Genomic DNA, 16,794 nt, shown 5'->3' on the forward strand with positions numbered 1-16,794 from the left:
TTAGCGTCCTTTGGTTCCGGTTAGCGCATCCGTCAGGTCCAGGTACTGTGGCGCCACCGCGCCGGCAAAACGCCGCTGATGCGCCGTTTGCTGTGCCGAAGCGCAGCCTTGATCACCGGGACCGCCCTGGGAAGTGAATCGTATCTGCTCCTCTTCCCAGACCGCGTCCAGCGCCTGCGGCGTGTCGTCCCTGGCTTCTCCCGCCACCTGGCTTTCCAGGCTGGCGCTTTTCACCTCGGTACCGGACAGCACCAGCAACAGGTCAAACAACACCGCGTACGGGCTTTCCCTCTGCTGTAAACGTGCGCCCAACAGCGCCAGGATCGGCGCGATGTCCTGCAAGCCACCGCGCGCCTCCGCTGGGCTGCGGCTGGCCAGGTATTCCAGATACAGCGGCAAAAAGTCCGGCAGTTCACGACTGTCGATCTCCAGGCCCGCTTCACGGTATTGCGCCATCAAATCGACCATCGCCTGGCCGCGATCGCGCGATTCACCATGCACGTGCTCAAACAGCAGCAGCGAGGTGGCGCGACCACGGTCAAACAGTTCGCAGTATTCGGCCTGCACGTCCAACAACGGGCGAGCGCAAAATCGACGAATAAACAGGATCAACTGCGCGCTGTGGTGCAAATCCAGTTCGCTGGCCGGCTCCAGTGCCTCTACCAGCGCCTGCTGATGGTCAAATAACGCCTGCTCCGGATAATCCAGCAGGCGGGCAATCACTTTCAGGCTGATCATGAGGCATCCTCCTGACGGGCGGTTTTTTGCGTCACATCGATGGCGTCAATACGGCGGCTGTTGAACAGGTTGAATTTACCGTCGCTGCCGTGGCAGCCGTCACCAAAGCTGAAGCCGCAGCCTTTGCTTTCCGGGAAAGCCTCACGCGCCAGTTCGCGGTGGCTGGACGGGATCACAAAGCGATCTTCATAGTTGGCGATCGCCAGATAACGGTACATCTCCTGCGCCTGCGCTTCGCTCAACCCCACCTGCTCCAAGGCACTGGTGTCCAGCACGCCGTCAACGGTTTCCGCCCTTTTGTAGTGGCGCATCGCCAGCATGCGTTTAAGCGCCAACAGCACCGGCGCGGTATCCCCGGCAGTCAGCAAGTTGGCCAGATATTGCACCGGAATACGCAGGCTCTCCACGTCCGGCAATACGCCGCTGTGTGCCAGCTCACCGGCATCGGCGGCGGATTGGATCGGTGACAATGGTGGCACGTACCACACCATCGGCAGCGTGCGGTATTCCGGGTGCAGCGGCAGTGCCAACTTCCAATCCATCGCCATTTTATACACCGGCGACTGCTGTGCGGCCTCGATAACCCCTTGTGGAATACCATCCTGCAACGCCTGGGCAATCACCGCCGGGTCGTGCGGATCCAGGAAGATATCCAACTGGCGCTGATAAAGGTCTTGTTCGTTTTCGGCGGCGGCGGCCTGCTCAATGCGGTCGGCGTCATACAGCAACACGCCAAGATAGCGAATACGGCCAACGCAGGTTTCCGAACACACCGTCGGCTGGCCGGATTCGATACGCGGGTAGCAGAAGATACACTTCTCGGACTTGCCGCTCTTCCAGTTGAAATAGATTTTCTTGTACGGACAGCCGGTCAGGCACATGCGCCAGCCGCGGCATTTATCCTGATCGATCAGCACAATGCCGTCTTCGCCACGCTTATAGATGGCGCCGCTTGGGCAAGTAGCGACACAGGCCGGGTTAAGGCAGTGTTCGCACAGGCGCGGCAAATACATCATGAAGGTGTTTTCGAACTGGCCGTACATCGCCTTCTGCATATTGTCGAAGTTTTTGTCCTGCGAGCGTTTTTCGAATTCACCGCCGAGGATCTCTTCCCAGTTCGGGCCGCTTTCAATCTTCTTCATGCGCTGGCCGGTGATCAGCGAGCGCGGACGAGCGATCGGCTGATGTTTCCCCTGCGGCGCGGTATGCAGGTTCTGATAGTCGTAGTCGAAAGGCTCGTAATAATCGTCCAGCGCCGGCACGTCCGGGTTGGCGAAAATCTTCGACAACAGGCCGACGCGGCTGCCCATGCGCGGTTCCAGCTTGCCGTTGATTTTACGGATCCAACCGCCCTTCCATTTTTCCTGATCTTCCCAGGCGTGCGGGTAACCGACGCCGGGTTTGCTTTCAACGTTGTTGAACCAGGCGTACTCCATGCCCTCGCGGCTGGTCCATACGTTCTTGCAGGTCACCGAACAGGTATGGCAACCGATGCATTTGTCCAGGTTCAGCACCATGCCGACTTGTGAACGAATTTTCATTTTGCTTTCTCCTGCTGGCTACCCTGCGAGTCGTCGTTGCCTTCACCGTCTAACCAATCGATGCGGTTCATTTTGCGTACCACCACAAACTCGTCACGGTTCGAGCCGACGGTGCCGTAATAGTTGAAACCGTAGGCCAGCTGCGCGTAGCCGCCGATCATATGGGTCGGTTTCGGGCAGACGCGGGTCACCGAGTTGTGAATACCACCGCGCTGGCTGGTGATTTCCGAACCGGGGATATTCACGATACGTTCCTGCGCGTGGTACATCATGGTCATGCCTGCCGGAATACGCTGGCTGACCACCGCCCGTGCGGTCAGTGCGCCGTTGGCGTTAAAGGCCTCGATCCAGTCGTTGTCCTCAATGCCCAGCTCTTTGGCGTCGTCTTCACTCATCCAGACAATTGGCCCGCCGCGCGACAGGGTCAGCATCAACAGGTTGTCGCTGTAGGTGGAGTGGATGCCCCACTTTTGGTGCGGCGTCAGGAAGTTCAACGCCTTCTCCTTGTTGCCGTTCGGCTTCTGGTTCAGCAACGGCTGCGCGGCGCGAGTATCGATCGGCGGACGGTACACCAGCAAACTCTCGCCAAAGGCGCGCATCCACTCGTGGTCCTGATACAGCTGCTGGCGGCCGCTGATGGTGCGCCATGGGATCAGCTCATGCACGTTGGTATAACAGGCGTTATACGACACATGTTCGTCTTCCAACCCTGACCAGGTAGGGCTGGAAATGATTTTGCGCGGCTGGGCCTGAATATCGCGGAAGCGAATTTTTTCGTCTTCCTTGTTCAGCGCCAGGTGGCGGTGATCGCGACCGGTCATTTTACCCAGCGCGTCCCACGCCTTGACCGCCACCTGCCCGTTGGTTTCCGGCGCTAACGCCAGGATCACTTCGGCTGCGTCAATGGCGCTTTCAATTTTCGGCCGCCCCGCTGCCGGGCCGGCGGTTTTGACGTAGTTGAGCTTTTTCAGGAAGTCGACTTCGTCCTGGGTGTTCCAGCCAATGCCTTTCCCGCCGTTACCCAACTTATCCAGCAGCGGCCCCAGCGAAGTGAAACGCTCATAGGTGGCCGGATAATCGCGTTCTACCGCCATAATATGCGGCGCGGTTTTGCCCGGGATCAGGTCACACTCGCCTTTTTTCCAGTCTTTGACGCCGTAAGGCTGCGCCAGCTCTGCGGCAGAGTCATGCTGGATCGGCAGCGTCACCACGTCGGTTTCCTGCCCCAAATGCCCGACACAGACTTCGGAGAAGGCTTTGGCGATGCCCTTGTAGATTTCCCAGTCGCTCTTCGAGTCCCAGGCCGGATCGACTGCCGCCGACAGCGGGTGAATAAACGGATGCATATCCGAGGTATTCATGTCGTCTTTTTCGTACCAGGTAGCGGTCGGCAGCACGATGTCGGAGTAGAGGCAGGTGCTGGACATACGGAAATCGAGGGTCACCACCAGATCCAGCTTGCCTTCACCGCCGTTTTCCAGCCATTCCACTTCCTGCGGTTTGGCACCGCCCTGCTGGCCCAGATCCTTGCCCTGAATCCCGTTTTCGGTGCCCAACAGGTATTTGAGCATGTACTCATGGCCCTTGCCGGAGGAACCCAGCAGGTTGGAGCGCCAAACGAACAGGTTACGCGGAAAGTTCTGCGGGTTGTCCGGCTGCTCGGCGGCAAAGCCCAACGTCCCTTTTTTCAAGGCGTCGACGGTGTAATCCACCGGCGATTGTCCTGCGGCTTGTGCCTGCGCCGCAATATGCAGCGGGTTAGTGCCCAGCTGCGGTGCGGACGGCAACCAGCCCATGCGCTCGGCACGCACGTTGAGATCGATCAGGCTACCGCCAAAGCGTGATTTGTCCGCCATCGGCGACAACAGCTCTTCGGTGCCTACGGTTTCGTAGCGCCACTGGCTGGAATGGTTGTAGAAGAACGAGGTGCTGTTCATATGACGCGGCGGACGTTGCCAGTCGAGGCCAAACGCCAGCGGCAGCCAGCCGGTCTGCGGCCGCAGCTTTTCCTGGCCGACGTAGTGCGCCCAGCCGCCACCGCTCTGGCCGACGCAGCCGCAGAAGATCAACATGTTGATCAGCCCACGGTAGGTCATGTCCATGTGGTACCAGTGGTTGACACCGGCACCGACGATAATCATCGAGCGACCATGGGTTTTTTCGGCGTTGTCGGCAAATTCGCGCGCAATGCGGATGATGTTGTGGCGGGAAACGCCGGTGATTTGCTCGGCCCAGGCCGGGGTATAGGCTTTGATATCGTCGTAGTCGGTGGCGCAGTTGGCGTCGTTCAGGCTGCGCTCGAGGCCATAGTTGGCCAGGGTCAAATCATACACGCTGGTCACCAGCGCTTCGCTGCCGTCCGCCAGACGCAGGCGTTTGACCGGCAGCTTGTGCAGCAGGATCTCGTCCAGCGCCACGCTGTTGAAGTTCCCGCCCTCGGCAGCGCCGCTTTTGATGCCGCCAAAGTAAGGGAAACCCACCTCGGCCACGTCGTCATGTGCGCCCAGCATGCTGAGTTGAAACTCCACTTCCTGCGCGTCTTGGCCGGCGCGTTGTTCCAGGTTCCATTTGCCCTGTTCGCCCCAGCGGAAACCGATCGACCCCTGCGGAGCAACCAGCTCGCCGCTGCGTTGATCTATGGCGACGGTTTTCCATTCAGGGTTATTTTCTTCCCCCAGGCCGTCAACCAAATCGGCGGCGCGCAACAGACGACCGGCAGCGTAATGCCCTTCTTCGCGCGGCTCCAATATGACCAGCATCGGCATGTCGGTATAACGACGTACGTAATCGCGGAAATAACCCACCTCACGATCCAGGTGGAACTCTTTCAGCATCACGTGGCCCATCGCCATCGCGCTGTCGGTGCCCTGCTTCGGATTCAGCCACTGGTCGCACAGCTTGGCAACTTCGGCGTAGTCCGGCGTGACCGCCACGGTCTTGGTGCCTTTGTAACGGACTTCAGTAAAGAAGTGCGCGTCCGGGGTGCGCGTCTGAGGCACGTTGGAACCCCAGGCGATAATGTAGGAAGAGTTATACCAGTCGGCGGATTCCGGCACGTCGGTCTGTTCGCCCCAGGTCATTGGCGAGGCCGGTGGCAAGTCACAATACCAGTCGTAGAAGCTCAGGCAGGTGCCGCCAATCAGCGACAGATAACGGGCGCCGGCGGCGTAAGACACCATCGACATTGCCGGGATTGGCGAGAAGCCGATGATGCGATCCGGACCGAAGGTTTTGGCGGTGTAGACGTTGGAAGCGGCGATCAGCTCGTTAACCTCCTGCCAGCTGGAACGCACAAAACCGCCGCGCCCGCGCGCCACTTTGTAGCTTTTGGCTTTTTCAGGATCGCTGACGATCGAGCCCCAGGCATCGACGGGATCGCTGTGCAGCGCCTTGGCTTCGCGCCATAGTTTGATCAGGCGTTTGCGCATCAACGGGTATTTCAGGCGGTTAGCGCTGTACAGATACCAGGAATAGCTGGCGCCACGTGGGCAACCGCGCGGTTCATGGTTTGGCAGATCGGGACGGGTACGTGGGTAATCGGTCTGCTGGGTTTCCCAGGTGACCAGGCCGTTTTTCACATAAATTTTCCAGCTGCAGGAGCCGGTGCAGTTGACCCCATGGGTGGAGCGCACAATCTTGTCATGCTGCCAACGGCTACGGTAGCCGTCTTCCCAGTCGCGGTTGGTGTTCAACGTCTGGCCATGATCGCCAGAAAAGGGTTCCGCCAACTGCTTAAAATAGCGGAATCGGTCTAGAAACTTGCTCATCCGGAATTCTCCTGAGGGCTTTTTAATATTTTTTACCCTATGGATTTCAAGTCGCAGCCAGGTGGCCAGTTCGCTCATCTCCAGGCGCTTACTCAAGTAAGTAACTGGAGTGAGCTAACGCAGGTAACAACGCTGCGGCTTGAAATACGGCGGGTAGTGACGTTGCTCAATCTGCCGCCAGCCTACTGAGGCCAGAAGTTGGGCAAATTGATTGCGATCAAGAGAACGGGGGGAGAATAACGGCGGCAACGGCAAGCCTACCCCTAAAGTATCAGTGCATGAAATTGATTTAATTACCTGAAAATAATGTAGAAATTTCGATGGAGTTATTCTGTGACGGAGTGTGCTGAACGAGGTGGGGTATTTGGGGGTAGGAAGCGGACTGATGCCCGCCTCAGACTGCTGACAAACCAGCGAAAGGGCTAAACCGGTAGGGGCCGAACATGTTCGACCCGATTTAACCCATTGATGATGCTATTGGGCGCAGCATGCAGCGCCCCTACCATTAAACTTTGTCAACGGTCTCAAACGGGCTGATTCCCGCTTCCGATTCGGTGAAGTGATTAAAAAAGCGCATTAGCCTAAATCCATCTCATGCCCTATCCACTCGCCGCTGTCGCGGTTGATAAATTGCAGATACTGCTCATATTCCTGTTCGCCATAGAACAGGTTCAGCAGCGGCGTTTTATAGAACGACTGCCACATCTGCCCCAGCATGATCGGGCGACGCGGAACGTAAATGTTCTCTATCAGGTTATAACCGGTGGCCATCAGCATAAAGCACAGGAAGAAGTAGTTAAATCTGCCGCGGATGAACGATCCCCGATGAGCCACGTAATAAAACAGCAAGAACACCGAAGCCACGCTGGCATAACGGCTGGCCGCCTGCAGCGAGCTGGAACACAGAAACACAAACACCACCAGCCATGCCGCGTAGTTTTTGATGTCCCCCATCTGATTGCGCATCGGGTTAGCGAGCATAAACACGCCGAGAAACAGCGCCGGGAATAACACGATCAGGAAGTTAATCATGCCGTTGGCGTTGCCGGATGTCAGGTAGTCGCTGGCGTACATGCCGGAGGTATAGACGTCGGAGTAACTGTTGATGCCGGAGATCGTAATATGGGAAACGATAAACGGCAGCGCAAACTTGGCGGTCAGGAAGGCGATGGCGCTGAACACCACCGTCAGCAGGCGGTTCAGGCGCATCACCCGGCTGCACAGAAACACCCCCACCAGCAGCATGCTGGAAAAATGGGTCAACATGGCGAATAGCATCAGGCCCGCGGCAAGCGGACGGTTAAGCTTATGGCAAAACAGCACCATCGCCAGGGTCATCACCGCCATCGAGAAGCCAAAGCGCAGCCCCATGGCAATGATAAACGGGTTAATCAAAAACAGCACCGCCAGATGCAGCAGCACAAACTGCCGCGCCGTGAACGCCTTGCCGGAATGCAGCATGACGATATTCAGCGCGCTGAGATAGCAGTAAACCGACAGCGCGACGTACAGCCCCGGAATAATGAAAAAGGGGATCCCCAGCGTTTTGAAAATATAGAAATTGGCGTACAGCACCACGTCCACCTTGCCCTGAATGACATCACTCAGGCGGGTCGCCGAATTGATGGCATCGTAGTTGGCAAAGTGGCGGTAAAGGTCCGCCAGCGGCGGAATTTTAATGAAGAAAAAGAAAAAACACAGCGCAATCAGCACATAAGCTGCCGAGTTTTTCTTTCCTGCCCTCAGCGTGCCTATGCTGTGCAACAAGGCGAAAAGCGGTACCGTCAGCAACAGTACGCTGCCGATCAGCGTCGAACGTTCAAAGCGCATAATCATCCTCTGAAAGGGGGAATCTCTTAAGGGTAACGGAGTACGCGAAACGCATCTCAGAATGGCACGCCGCGGAAAAACACATTGCGGATGATATTTTTCATATACACCCCCGCCATCAAGCCGCTATTAACGTAAACAATGCCCTTCAACCCATAGAAAACGCCTGCCAGGCGACTCTTGCCGTCGGTAATGATGCGCGAAGTAATGCAGGTATGGCGCAGACGCATGATCTTGCGTGCCCGGGGTGACACCTGCGGCATCAGCCGCTGCTCAAACTGCATTTTGTTGCGGTAGCCAATAATGCCCTTCGGACTGGAGGTGATGCGTTCGCCGTCATGGTCGTTGTGCACCGCCAGTCGTTCGTGCAGCGTACCGATCTTCGCTCCGGCCGCCAGCAGCCGGTAGAGGAAGATATGATCCTGGTAGCGAGGAGTGTTGAAAAAACCCCGTACCGCAATCGCCGTGCTACGGCGCATCATGATCATCGGCGTGTAGGCTACGCCGGCCAGCATAAAGTCCTCCAGCCCTTCGCAACGCGCGCGGTAGTAATGCTGGGCGCTGATCTGCCCGTTTTTCAGAATATCCATATCGCACAGGCTGACGTCGTAATCGCCCTGCTGCATAAACGCCAGTTGACGGGCGATTTTCTGTGGGTGGTAGTAATCGTCATCATCCAGAAAGCTGATGTACTGACCGCTCGAACGCAGGATCCCGCTATTACGTGCCAGCGCGCCGCCGCCATTGCGCCTGCGCGGGTAATAGATAATCTCACCCCGCTCAATGTAGCCGGCCAGGCGTTCGCGGGTCGCCAGGCGATGGGCGTCGCCCTGCGGGTTGTCATCCACCACGATGATTTCCAACGGGCGATGGGTTTGTGCCAATACGCTATCGATGGCGCGTGCCAGCAGTTCGCTGCGGCCATAGGTGGGTATGATGACGCTGACGGTGATACTCATAGTTTTATTCTGCCTGTTGGGGGCGAGAGGGCTCGCCCCAATTGACATGGGTGCAGCATGCTGCTGCTTTGACGAAAACGGGAAAGAAGCGAATGCTGTGCCGCTAGCCGCGCAGGTTGTACAGCCGGGCCATCAGGTAGTAAGCCAACGGGCTACGGTAAAACAGCCGGTTTTTACGGCTCAGCATTTTACGCTCCTCGCCGCGCAGGCCGGAATAACGGCGCTTCAGCTCGCGGGTTTCGCGCAACGCATCACGCGGCCCGAAAAAGTCCAACCCCACCAACAAGCGCGCTTTCAGGGTGGTGACGTAGAGAATCGAGTAAAGCCCATGCCCCAGTCCCTGCCGTCGCCCGCTGTCAGCGCCGTCGAGTGCGTAATCCAGATCGTCCAGATCGCGTCGCTTGGGCGCGCGCGTAATGCCATTCGGGTTAGCGCGGTATCCCACCAACGGCGTATCGCAGACCACGATGCGTTCGGCCTTCAGGTAAAGCTGCGGGATCAACTGAATATCCTCAAAATTGCGCCCCGCCGGGAAGCGAGCCTCATCGAACAGCGTTTTGCGATAAATCCTCGCCCAGGCGTACCACATGCTGCGGTTAAAGCTGTCTGCCAGCAGCGCCATATGCTCATCACGCTGCTGCGGAGCCGCATTACCGGGCACGATAGCCATGGTTCCGTCCGGTTGGATCTTGCCGTTATTGATAGTCGAAAAGCGCTGAGCGTTGAAGGCCACAATGTCGGCCAACGGATTATCCGCCAACAAACGCCCCAAAATGCTGAAGTAGCCCTCCAGCAGTACGTCGTCGGAGTCCAGGAAGCCAATGTAGTTCCCCTCGGCATGGTCAATGCCGTTGTTGCGCGCCTGGCTTAACCCCTGATTTTCCTGGCGCAGAATGCTGACCCGCCGTTTGTGCTGCGGGTAGCGACACAGCATCTCTTCGGCAATGCCGATGGCACCGTCCGGGCTGCCGTCATCCACGATGATCACTTCCGCCCAGTCAGGTAACTGTTGCAGCACCGAGTCAAGACATGCCTCGATGTAAGCCTCGACCTTGTACACAGGAATAATCAGGCTCAGGGTAATATTCATGACCGGTTATCCTTTATCTTCTGTTTGACGTTGCACCCATACCGCACGGCTGCCCATCGAAGGCAATTCCGCCTCAATCTGCCGTTGCCCCTGAGCCTGCCAACCGGCAGGCAGATCAAAACGTGCCGACATTTGACGGTAATAAGGGTTGGCTATCAGTACCAGGCCGCGATCGCCGCGGATAAACAGCCGGGCCGGGATGGCGGTATTGTTGCCTTGCAACAACCGGCTTTCACCGGAAAGCAGGTAAGGCTCAAAGCTGACAATCTGCTGTGCTACGCCGGAGACGCCGCGCCAGATAGCGTCAAACTCCTGCTGACTGAAGCCGCCACGCTGGCGCTTGTAGAACAAGTCGGTATAGGAATAAAACAGGATGCCTCTGGCCCCGCCGATCAGCCCTAGCCAGGCCTGATTGCGGATCTCCGCCTCGGTAGGCTGACGCGGTTTGCGGCCGGGGCGTAAGCGGCATGATCCATAATTTGCATCACCAACCAGGCTCCTTTTGCCTGGCGCGCCACCTGGCTGGTAATACGGCTGTACTCCAGCGTTCGCGTCAGATCGGCGTCTCTGCCGACCGGATAAGGGTCGCTGGCCAATACGTCCGAACTGTTGAAATAGGCATTGAGCGTCCCGGTCTTGTCCAACACCTGGAACGTCAGGTGATCCGGATCCAACTTCTTGACCTGCAGGTGTTTTTGCTCAATTTGCGGCACATATTCCGGGCCCAGTTCGTCGTTGATGTACCAGGCGAGCAGGTTTGGTTGATGCTTGAACTTCTCCACATAGCTGGCCGTCAGCTGCGGATAGCTCATTTTGGTTTCCGGCGCAAAGCGGGTGCCGGCGTACATATCCTTGAGCGAAAAAATCACCTGCAAACCATATTGCTGGGTTTTGCGGAAATAGTTATAGGGGTCGCGGCCGGTGCCGTAGTTGTAATTGAGCAAGGTATTGAAACCGGCATCGCGGATGCGCGCCAGGTGTTCGTCCGTCGCCATCTCGCCGTACATGTAGATGCCGAGCGGGAAGAAGCGCTTACCTTGCTTCAAAACGTAACCCTGAGCATCCAGCGCTACCTTGGGCTGCGGGCGACCGACGCTGATCGGCATTTCGCTGCGCTGACTGCGTTGCGTGGCCACGTCCGTCACCTGCTGCTGCAGGCGGTACTCGCCGGCAGCCAAATCGGCCGGCAGCGGAAACTCCACCTGCTGTTTTTCGCTGATGGCATAACGGCGGCTGTCATGTTTGACGGTGGTATTCTTGTCGTCGACCAGGGTACTGTCCACCTGCACCTGCTGCGGATCCACCACTTCAATCAGGCTGGAGGCCGCCTCCTTGCCGCTGCGCATCTGGTACAACTCCGGCGCAACGGGTTGCAGGCAGGCGTAAACATCGTCAAACCAGGCACTGCCGGTGGTGCCCTGACGCAGATAAACGCCCAGCACCACTTTCACCGCCCGTGGTGGCACCCGAAAATCGCCGGTCACCGGCTGCCAGCCGCTGGTGCCCAGCAGCCCCTGCGGATAGCTGCCCGCCAAAAAACGCCCTTGGTCGTCATAGCTTTCGACAAACACGCCGGCGCCCTGATTTTCGCCCTTGCCCCTGAGATTTTCACCGCGAACCCAGGCACCAAAAGCCAGCTGTTGACCCGGTTTGACCGACAGGGTTTGCAGCATATTGTGGTAGTTGGCCGGGTTGTGATTTTGATAAAACAGGCTGCTCTGACCGCCGTGGCCACCCGCGACCACCTGCGCCGAGGCCAGCGACCACCCGGCACCACCCTGCTCGAAGCCGGGATCCTTGAGCAGGTTGCTGTCGCAGCCGGCCGCATTGGCCAGCCCCGCCCAGCCGGCGCTCGCCAGCAGGCAGGCCGAGGTTAGTTTGCTGAAATTCATTGTCTTTTCATCACCGCGCTGTACAGATAGGAGAAGAACAGATAACAGGACTTCTGATAGGAAAGCCCCAGATGGCGGCGATATATCTGCCACTGCCAGTCGGCCGCGCGGAATTTATTGCCGGACAGCGACTGCGCCGACAGGCGATAAAAGGCCAGGGGTTCGGGGATGCAATAAGCCATGTGGTTCCGCGCCTTCTCCAGCACCGACAGCCACATCACGTAATCCTCGTGGCCCACTTTGCTCTGGTACACCTTGCCGACCTGTCGCTGGTTGTACATGCCGGTCAGATTGCCAATCCAGTTGCTTTTCAACATGTCTTTATAGGCGATGATTTCGCCGGCGCCGCGGTAGTTTTTCACCCGCGTCGGGTCATCTTCAAAGGTGTAATAATGGGAGCACACCACGTCGTAGCGGTTGGTCTTGAGAATACCGACCTGACGCGCCAGCTTGTTCGGGTGCCAAACGTCATCACTGTCGCAAAACGCAATATAATCGCCGCGTGCGGCTTCAATCGCGATGTTGCGGGTTTCGGCTACGCCCTGATTGGTGTTGTTGCGGATGTAAGTCAGACGATCGTGGATGAACGGTTTCACCACCTCGGCGGTATGATCCGTGGAAGCATCGTCGATCACATACAGGTGATAATCCTGGTAAGTCTGGTTCAACACCCCGAGGATCGACTCTTTGATAAAGCCCGCGGCGTTGTAAGCCGGCATGATAACTGAAACTTTTTCCATCTTAACCTCCAGCGATAAGCTGTTGCCATTGGGGATAAATACGCTCGGGAATGTACTGCTGCGCCCGCGCCAACGAGTGCAGAGAGAAGCGCTGACGCAACTCGCCGTCGCCTATCAGCGCCAGCGTTCGTTGGCTGAAGGCCTCGATATCGTCCTCCGCCACCAGATAACCGTTTTTACCGTTATCGATCAGCTCAGCCGGTCCGGTCAGACAGTCATACGCCACCAGGGGCAGACCAAAACTCATCGCTTCAATCAGCACCATCGGCAAGCCTTCGTAACGCGAGGTCATCAATAGCATCGCGGCCTGACGGTAGTGACTGGCGATGTCCGCCGTCGCCGGCAACAGTTTCACCTGATCACCCAGACCGGCGGCGTCAATCTGTTGTTGCAACGTTTCGCGGTCCGGACCGTCGCCAACGATATGCAATTGCCAGCCTGGCGCTTGTGGCGCTATCCGTTGCCAGGCGGCGATCAAGCGGTCAAACCCTTTCTGCCGGCATAACCGCCCCACCGCCAACGCCACCGGCTGTTGCTGAGCCGGTTGTGGCGGTTGCACCGGGAAGGGCGAAACGTTTTCGATCACCCGACATTTGCGGTCAGGCACCCAACGGCTGATGGTCGCCAAATCTTTCTTCGTCAGCAGAACCGTACGGTCACCGAGTCGGTACACCAGTACCTTCAACCACTTCATCGGCCAGGGGTACTGATGGAAACTGACGTGCTCACTCAGCAGCAGCCGGCTGTGCGGGCACAGCAAGCGCAGGTACGGCACAATAATCGACGAGAGTTTGCCCATCGAAACGGTGATAATTGCGTCATAGCGGCCGCGCCGTAAAAACCATGCCAGTCGCCAGGGCCACAGCAGCGTTCTGCCGCGCATAAAGCGCAAATTCACCGCCGGGTCCAGCGGGTAAAACGCCCGGTCACCGCTGATCGACACCAGATCCACCTGATGCCCTAAACGCGTCGCCAGCGCATTGGCCAAACTGCTGGCCACCCGCTCGGTACCGCCTTTTTCGGCGATATTCTCAATCACAATCGCTACTTTTCGTTGCTGCATGTCATCTCCGAAATCCCTCGCGAGCGGTACGCAACAGCCGTCCGCCCAGTGGAAACAGCCCCAGTCTGGCCAGACAGTCGCCGTACAGTTTTATCGCCCTGAATTTGCTGCTCAGGGCATCACGCTCAGTGCGCGATGAGTAATAGTTAAAGGCCTGCAGATTTTCGCTGTAGAGCGAGGCCAGCAGGTGTTTGCAGGCAAAACCACTGATATAGCGGCCGCTGGCATTGAGATAAGCGTCAATAAACTGTTCGCTGGCGTCGATATTCATCCGGCAGCGGTCCGTATCGGCATCACCGCAGCGGATAAACACGCCGCGTCCCTCGTCAAAGGCCACTTTGGCTCCCAGGTTGGTGGCATTGACCAAAAATCCCCAATCCTGGTACTTATAAAGAAACTCCGGAAATAAAAACCGACGGTCATCCCTTTTGCGCAGGCTGATGGTTGAGGTGCGGATATCGCCCATGTCGATAAATAAAAAATCCGCCCCCGTTGCACCTTCTTTATAATCGAATCGATAGCTGCGTACATTCCTGTCACTTACCGTAACGTAGTTACCAAAAATAATGTCTATACGGGTGTCCTGATGACGTTTCAGGCGGCGGATAATATAGTTGGTGTTAAACGAATCCTCCGGTTCCAGAAAGAAAACCACTTCCGCTCGCGCTAACCGAAAACCGGTATTGCACGACGCCGCGGTATTACGGCGAACTTTATTTTCATGCAACCGCGCCCGACGATTTGCAACCAACAGGCTACGCATATTATCCAGCTCTTGTTTATCCGACGCATTATCCACCACGATAATTTCATAATCGAATCCGGAGCAGGCATTAGTCATCCTGACTAATGTAGTGGCCAGGCTGGCTGAGTTATTAAAAACGGGCATGACAATCGATAAGTCCATTTATTACCTCAACAATATATTATCATTTGGCAAAACAACGCTAATGCCAACGGAATAGCTTGTTATCCCAGAATGTCCTTGTCCGGTTACTCCCCCCGTCCTGACGCGGTGAAATACGCGCAGCCCACCGGTTACTCAACTACTCCTGGAAATAACCTCCCCACTCCTGTTCAATAATTTCCGGTGTAAATCGTTGCAGGCCGGCTCCGGGAGTAAATGTCAACTCGCCAAAATAGATCCGTTCCTGCACCTGATAAAAATCGACACGCACATAGGAGAACTGCTCTGCCACCTGGCGTGCCAGCTTCAGCATCTGTTCTAAACGGCAAGGTTTCTCCATCGGAACATCGCTGTTAGGCACCCCCATGCGGATTTCCGTGCGGTTCCAGTGGGCGTCGAAGAAGTCGCGGCGGTGGTCGATAAAGCGCTGGTAATCAATCTGAATGAAAAAACGCACCTCTCCATTGCGATTAAAACAGTGGATCTTGATGTCGTTCGGCGTCTTGCCGTCTTCCAGCAACATCTTTTCCACCATGATGCAGGGCGAAATATCCTTATAATGTCGCTCGCGATAGACTTGATAAAAATTCTGTCGCAACCAACTGTTGGTCAATACCCTTAACTCATTAAAACTGGTCTGGCTTTTATCAAACACCAGCTTATTATAACCGCTGCCGTGATTCGCCTTGATAACGAAGGTATTCGGCAATGACTCATACATTTCCTCAGTTAATTTTTTACCCTGTGCATAGAGTTCGATGAGGTATTCTTTTCCCCACAGCCGTTCAATGTACTCTCTGACCAGATATTTATCGGACAGTTGAGTATACATTGCCAGAGGATAGACTTTTCTGCGCATCAGTTTCTCGCTATACCCCACCGGTTTAGCAAGATGTGGCACCTTGCGAAAAAATAAGGCGTATTTTAACTGATGATATAATGCATCGGGTATATTACGGTAAAAACCCTTCACCAGATTATTTAGCATAAAGTTCTCGCACCTTCCCTATTAGTTGCGGTAAACAACGGTAGCAGGTGACCTGCAGCCGGGTAATTTGTCCTTTTTTAAAAAAGCCATTAAGTACAAAAAACGAAATAAATTCGGTAATAAATGTTGATATCGCCGCGCCCAAAATGCCATAACGCGGGATCAACACCAGATTCATCAGCACGTTGACCAAAGCGGCCAAAGGCATTTTTATCGCGATAAACCGATAACCGCCAAACAACACGATCGCCCGGTAAGAAACAGTGCCCATCACCGAGAACAGTGAAGTCACCGAGCACAGCGCCAGAATGGCGGCGGTTTCACGGTAACTGTCGCCAAACATCAGCTTCACTATCGGGCCCGGGAACAGCGACAGCAGTAATATCACTGGCATAGAAAGCAGCAGAACCACCAGATACAGCAGTCGGATCCGCCCTTCCTGCTCGCTTAAGGAACCGGCGTTGGCCACCCCCGGCATCATCGAGGTAATCAGCGCAATGGGCACGAAGACCCATCCCTGACTCAAAGTGATGGCGGCACTGTACAACCCAACGCTGTGTTCCCCGAGGTAGTTACCGATCATGATCTGATCGATACGCGTATAGATGACAATCGATAACCCGGACACGGCCAACGGCAGCCCCACCTTCAGCAGATAGCGGCCATAGCGCCGTTGATGACGCAGGCTGATGGGCCGCATGCCCCCTTGCTCGCGGCGAAACAGCAGCCAACGTACCCCGTAGGGGATCAGGCTGCTCAGCACATAGGGCACCGCGAACCACTCCAGCGGCAGCTTGGCATGCACCAGCGCCAACCGCATCACAATCGACAACAGCAGCGCCACATTGTTGATCAGCGTGTTCAGCTTCGATTTCAACAGGGCGTCGTAATAAATTTTATAAACGTCCTGTACCGAGAAATATGCGCTGACCAGCATTAGCGCCATCATGATCTGGCTGGTGCGATCCTGCGTTAACAATGCCCAGGCCATCAGCGGCACCGCGATCAGCGCAAAGAGTTGCCGCCGCAGACGCATCGAGGCCAACATCAGCCGAATGCCGCTGTGCCGCTGGCGGGCTACGCGATTGAACAACACCGCATCGGCCCCCAGTTGCACCAGCGGAACCGCGATGGCAATCACCGACAGCAAATAGTTAATCAGCCCGTACTGCGCCGGCCCAAGATAGCGCGCGACGTAGACCGAAACGAAAATCCCCGACAGGCTCAGCGATACTCGCTCCAACATTAACCACAGGGAGTTCATCAGCATCGCTTTCAT

At 56.4% G+C, this 16,794-nt stretch carries 11 protein-coding genes and 1 pseudogene; all 12 read right to left on the minus strand.

What is annotated here, in order from left to right; genetic code table 11:
* Positions 1 to 738 (minus strand): nitrate reductase molybdenum cofactor assembly chaperone, encoded by a 738-nt coding sequence (gene narJ, locus M495_RS14550; RefSeq protein WP_020827436.1) that lies wholly within the window; start codon positions 736 to 738, stop codon positions 1 to 3.
* Positions 735 to 2,279, minus strand: a complete 1,545-nt coding sequence (gene narH / locus M495_RS14555) for a nitrate reductase subunit beta (protein WP_020827437.1) — start codon at positions 2,277 to 2,279, stop codon at positions 735 to 737. Before narH ends, narJ begins: the two co-directional genes overlap by 4 nt.
* Positions 2,276 to 6,046 (minus strand): nitrate reductase subunit alpha, encoded by a 3,771-nt coding sequence (locus M495_RS14560; RefSeq protein ID WP_020827438.1) that lies wholly within the window; start codon positions 6,044 to 6,046, stop codon positions 2,276 to 2,278. The genes narH and M495_RS14560 overlap by 4 nt, the downstream gene beginning before the upstream one ends.
* A 576-nt stretch (positions 6,047 to 6,622) precedes the next feature.
* Positions 6,623 to 7,876: a hypothetical protein gene (locus tag M495_RS14565; RefSeq protein ID WP_020827439.1), complete on the minus strand. Its 1,254-nt coding sequence runs from the start codon at positions 7,874 to 7,876 to the stop codon at positions 6,623 to 6,625.
* A 56-nt stretch (positions 7,877 to 7,932) separates the two neighbouring features.
* The gene (locus tag M495_RS14570; RefSeq protein ID WP_020827440.1) at positions 7,933 to 8,835 is read right to left on the minus strand and encodes a glycosyltransferase family 2 protein; all 903 of its coding nucleotides are present in this window, start codon (positions 8,833 to 8,835) and stop codon (positions 7,933 to 7,935) included.
* A gap of 103 nt (positions 8,836 to 8,938) precedes the next feature.
* Entirely contained in the window at positions 8,939 to 9,925 is a 987-nt protein-coding gene (locus tag M495_RS14575) for a glycosyltransferase family 2 protein (protein ID WP_020827441.1), read from the minus strand.
* Between the two features lie 6 nt (positions 9,926 to 9,931).
* Positions 9,932 to 11,817 (minus strand): annotated as a pseudogene (locus M495_RS14580) (carbohydrate-binding protein CenC).
* Positions 11,814 to 12,557: a glycosyltransferase family 2 protein gene (locus M495_RS14585; RefSeq protein ID WP_020827444.1), complete on the minus strand. Its 744-nt coding sequence runs from the start codon at positions 12,555 to 12,557 to the stop codon at positions 11,814 to 11,816. The pseudogene M495_RS14580 and the gene M495_RS14585 overlap by 4 nt, the downstream one beginning before the upstream one ends.
* Before the next feature lies 1 nt (position 12,558).
* The gene (locus M495_RS14590; protein WP_020827445.1) at positions 12,559 to 13,620 is read right to left on the minus strand and encodes a glycosyltransferase family 4 protein; all 1,062 of its coding nucleotides are present in this window, start codon (positions 13,618 to 13,620) and stop codon (positions 12,559 to 12,561) included.
* A 1-nt stretch (position 13,621) separates the two neighbouring features.
* Positions 13,622 to 14,527 carry a glycosyltransferase family 2 protein gene (locus M495_RS14595; protein WP_041414682.1) on the minus strand — a complete coding sequence of 302 codons (906 nt, stop codon included), beginning with the start codon at positions 14,525 to 14,527 and terminating at the stop codon, positions 13,622 to 13,624.
* A 139-nt stretch (positions 14,528 to 14,666) separates the two neighbouring features.
* Complete coding sequence (locus tag M495_RS14600; RefSeq protein ID WP_020827447.1) at positions 14,667 to 15,515, minus strand: ATP-grasp fold amidoligase family protein; 849 nt, start codon at positions 15,513 to 15,515, stop codon at positions 14,667 to 14,669.
* Positions 15,505 to 16,794, minus strand: a complete 1,290-nt coding sequence (locus tag M495_RS14605) for a flippase (protein WP_020827448.1) — start codon at positions 16,792 to 16,794, stop codon at positions 15,505 to 15,507. Before M495_RS14605 ends, M495_RS14600 begins: the two co-directional genes overlap by 11 nt.

The sequence above is a fragment of the Serratia liquefaciens ATCC 27592 genome, from assembly GCF_000422085.1.
GTDB lineage: Bacteria > Pseudomonadota > Gammaproteobacteria > Enterobacterales > Enterobacteriaceae > Serratia > Serratia liquefaciens.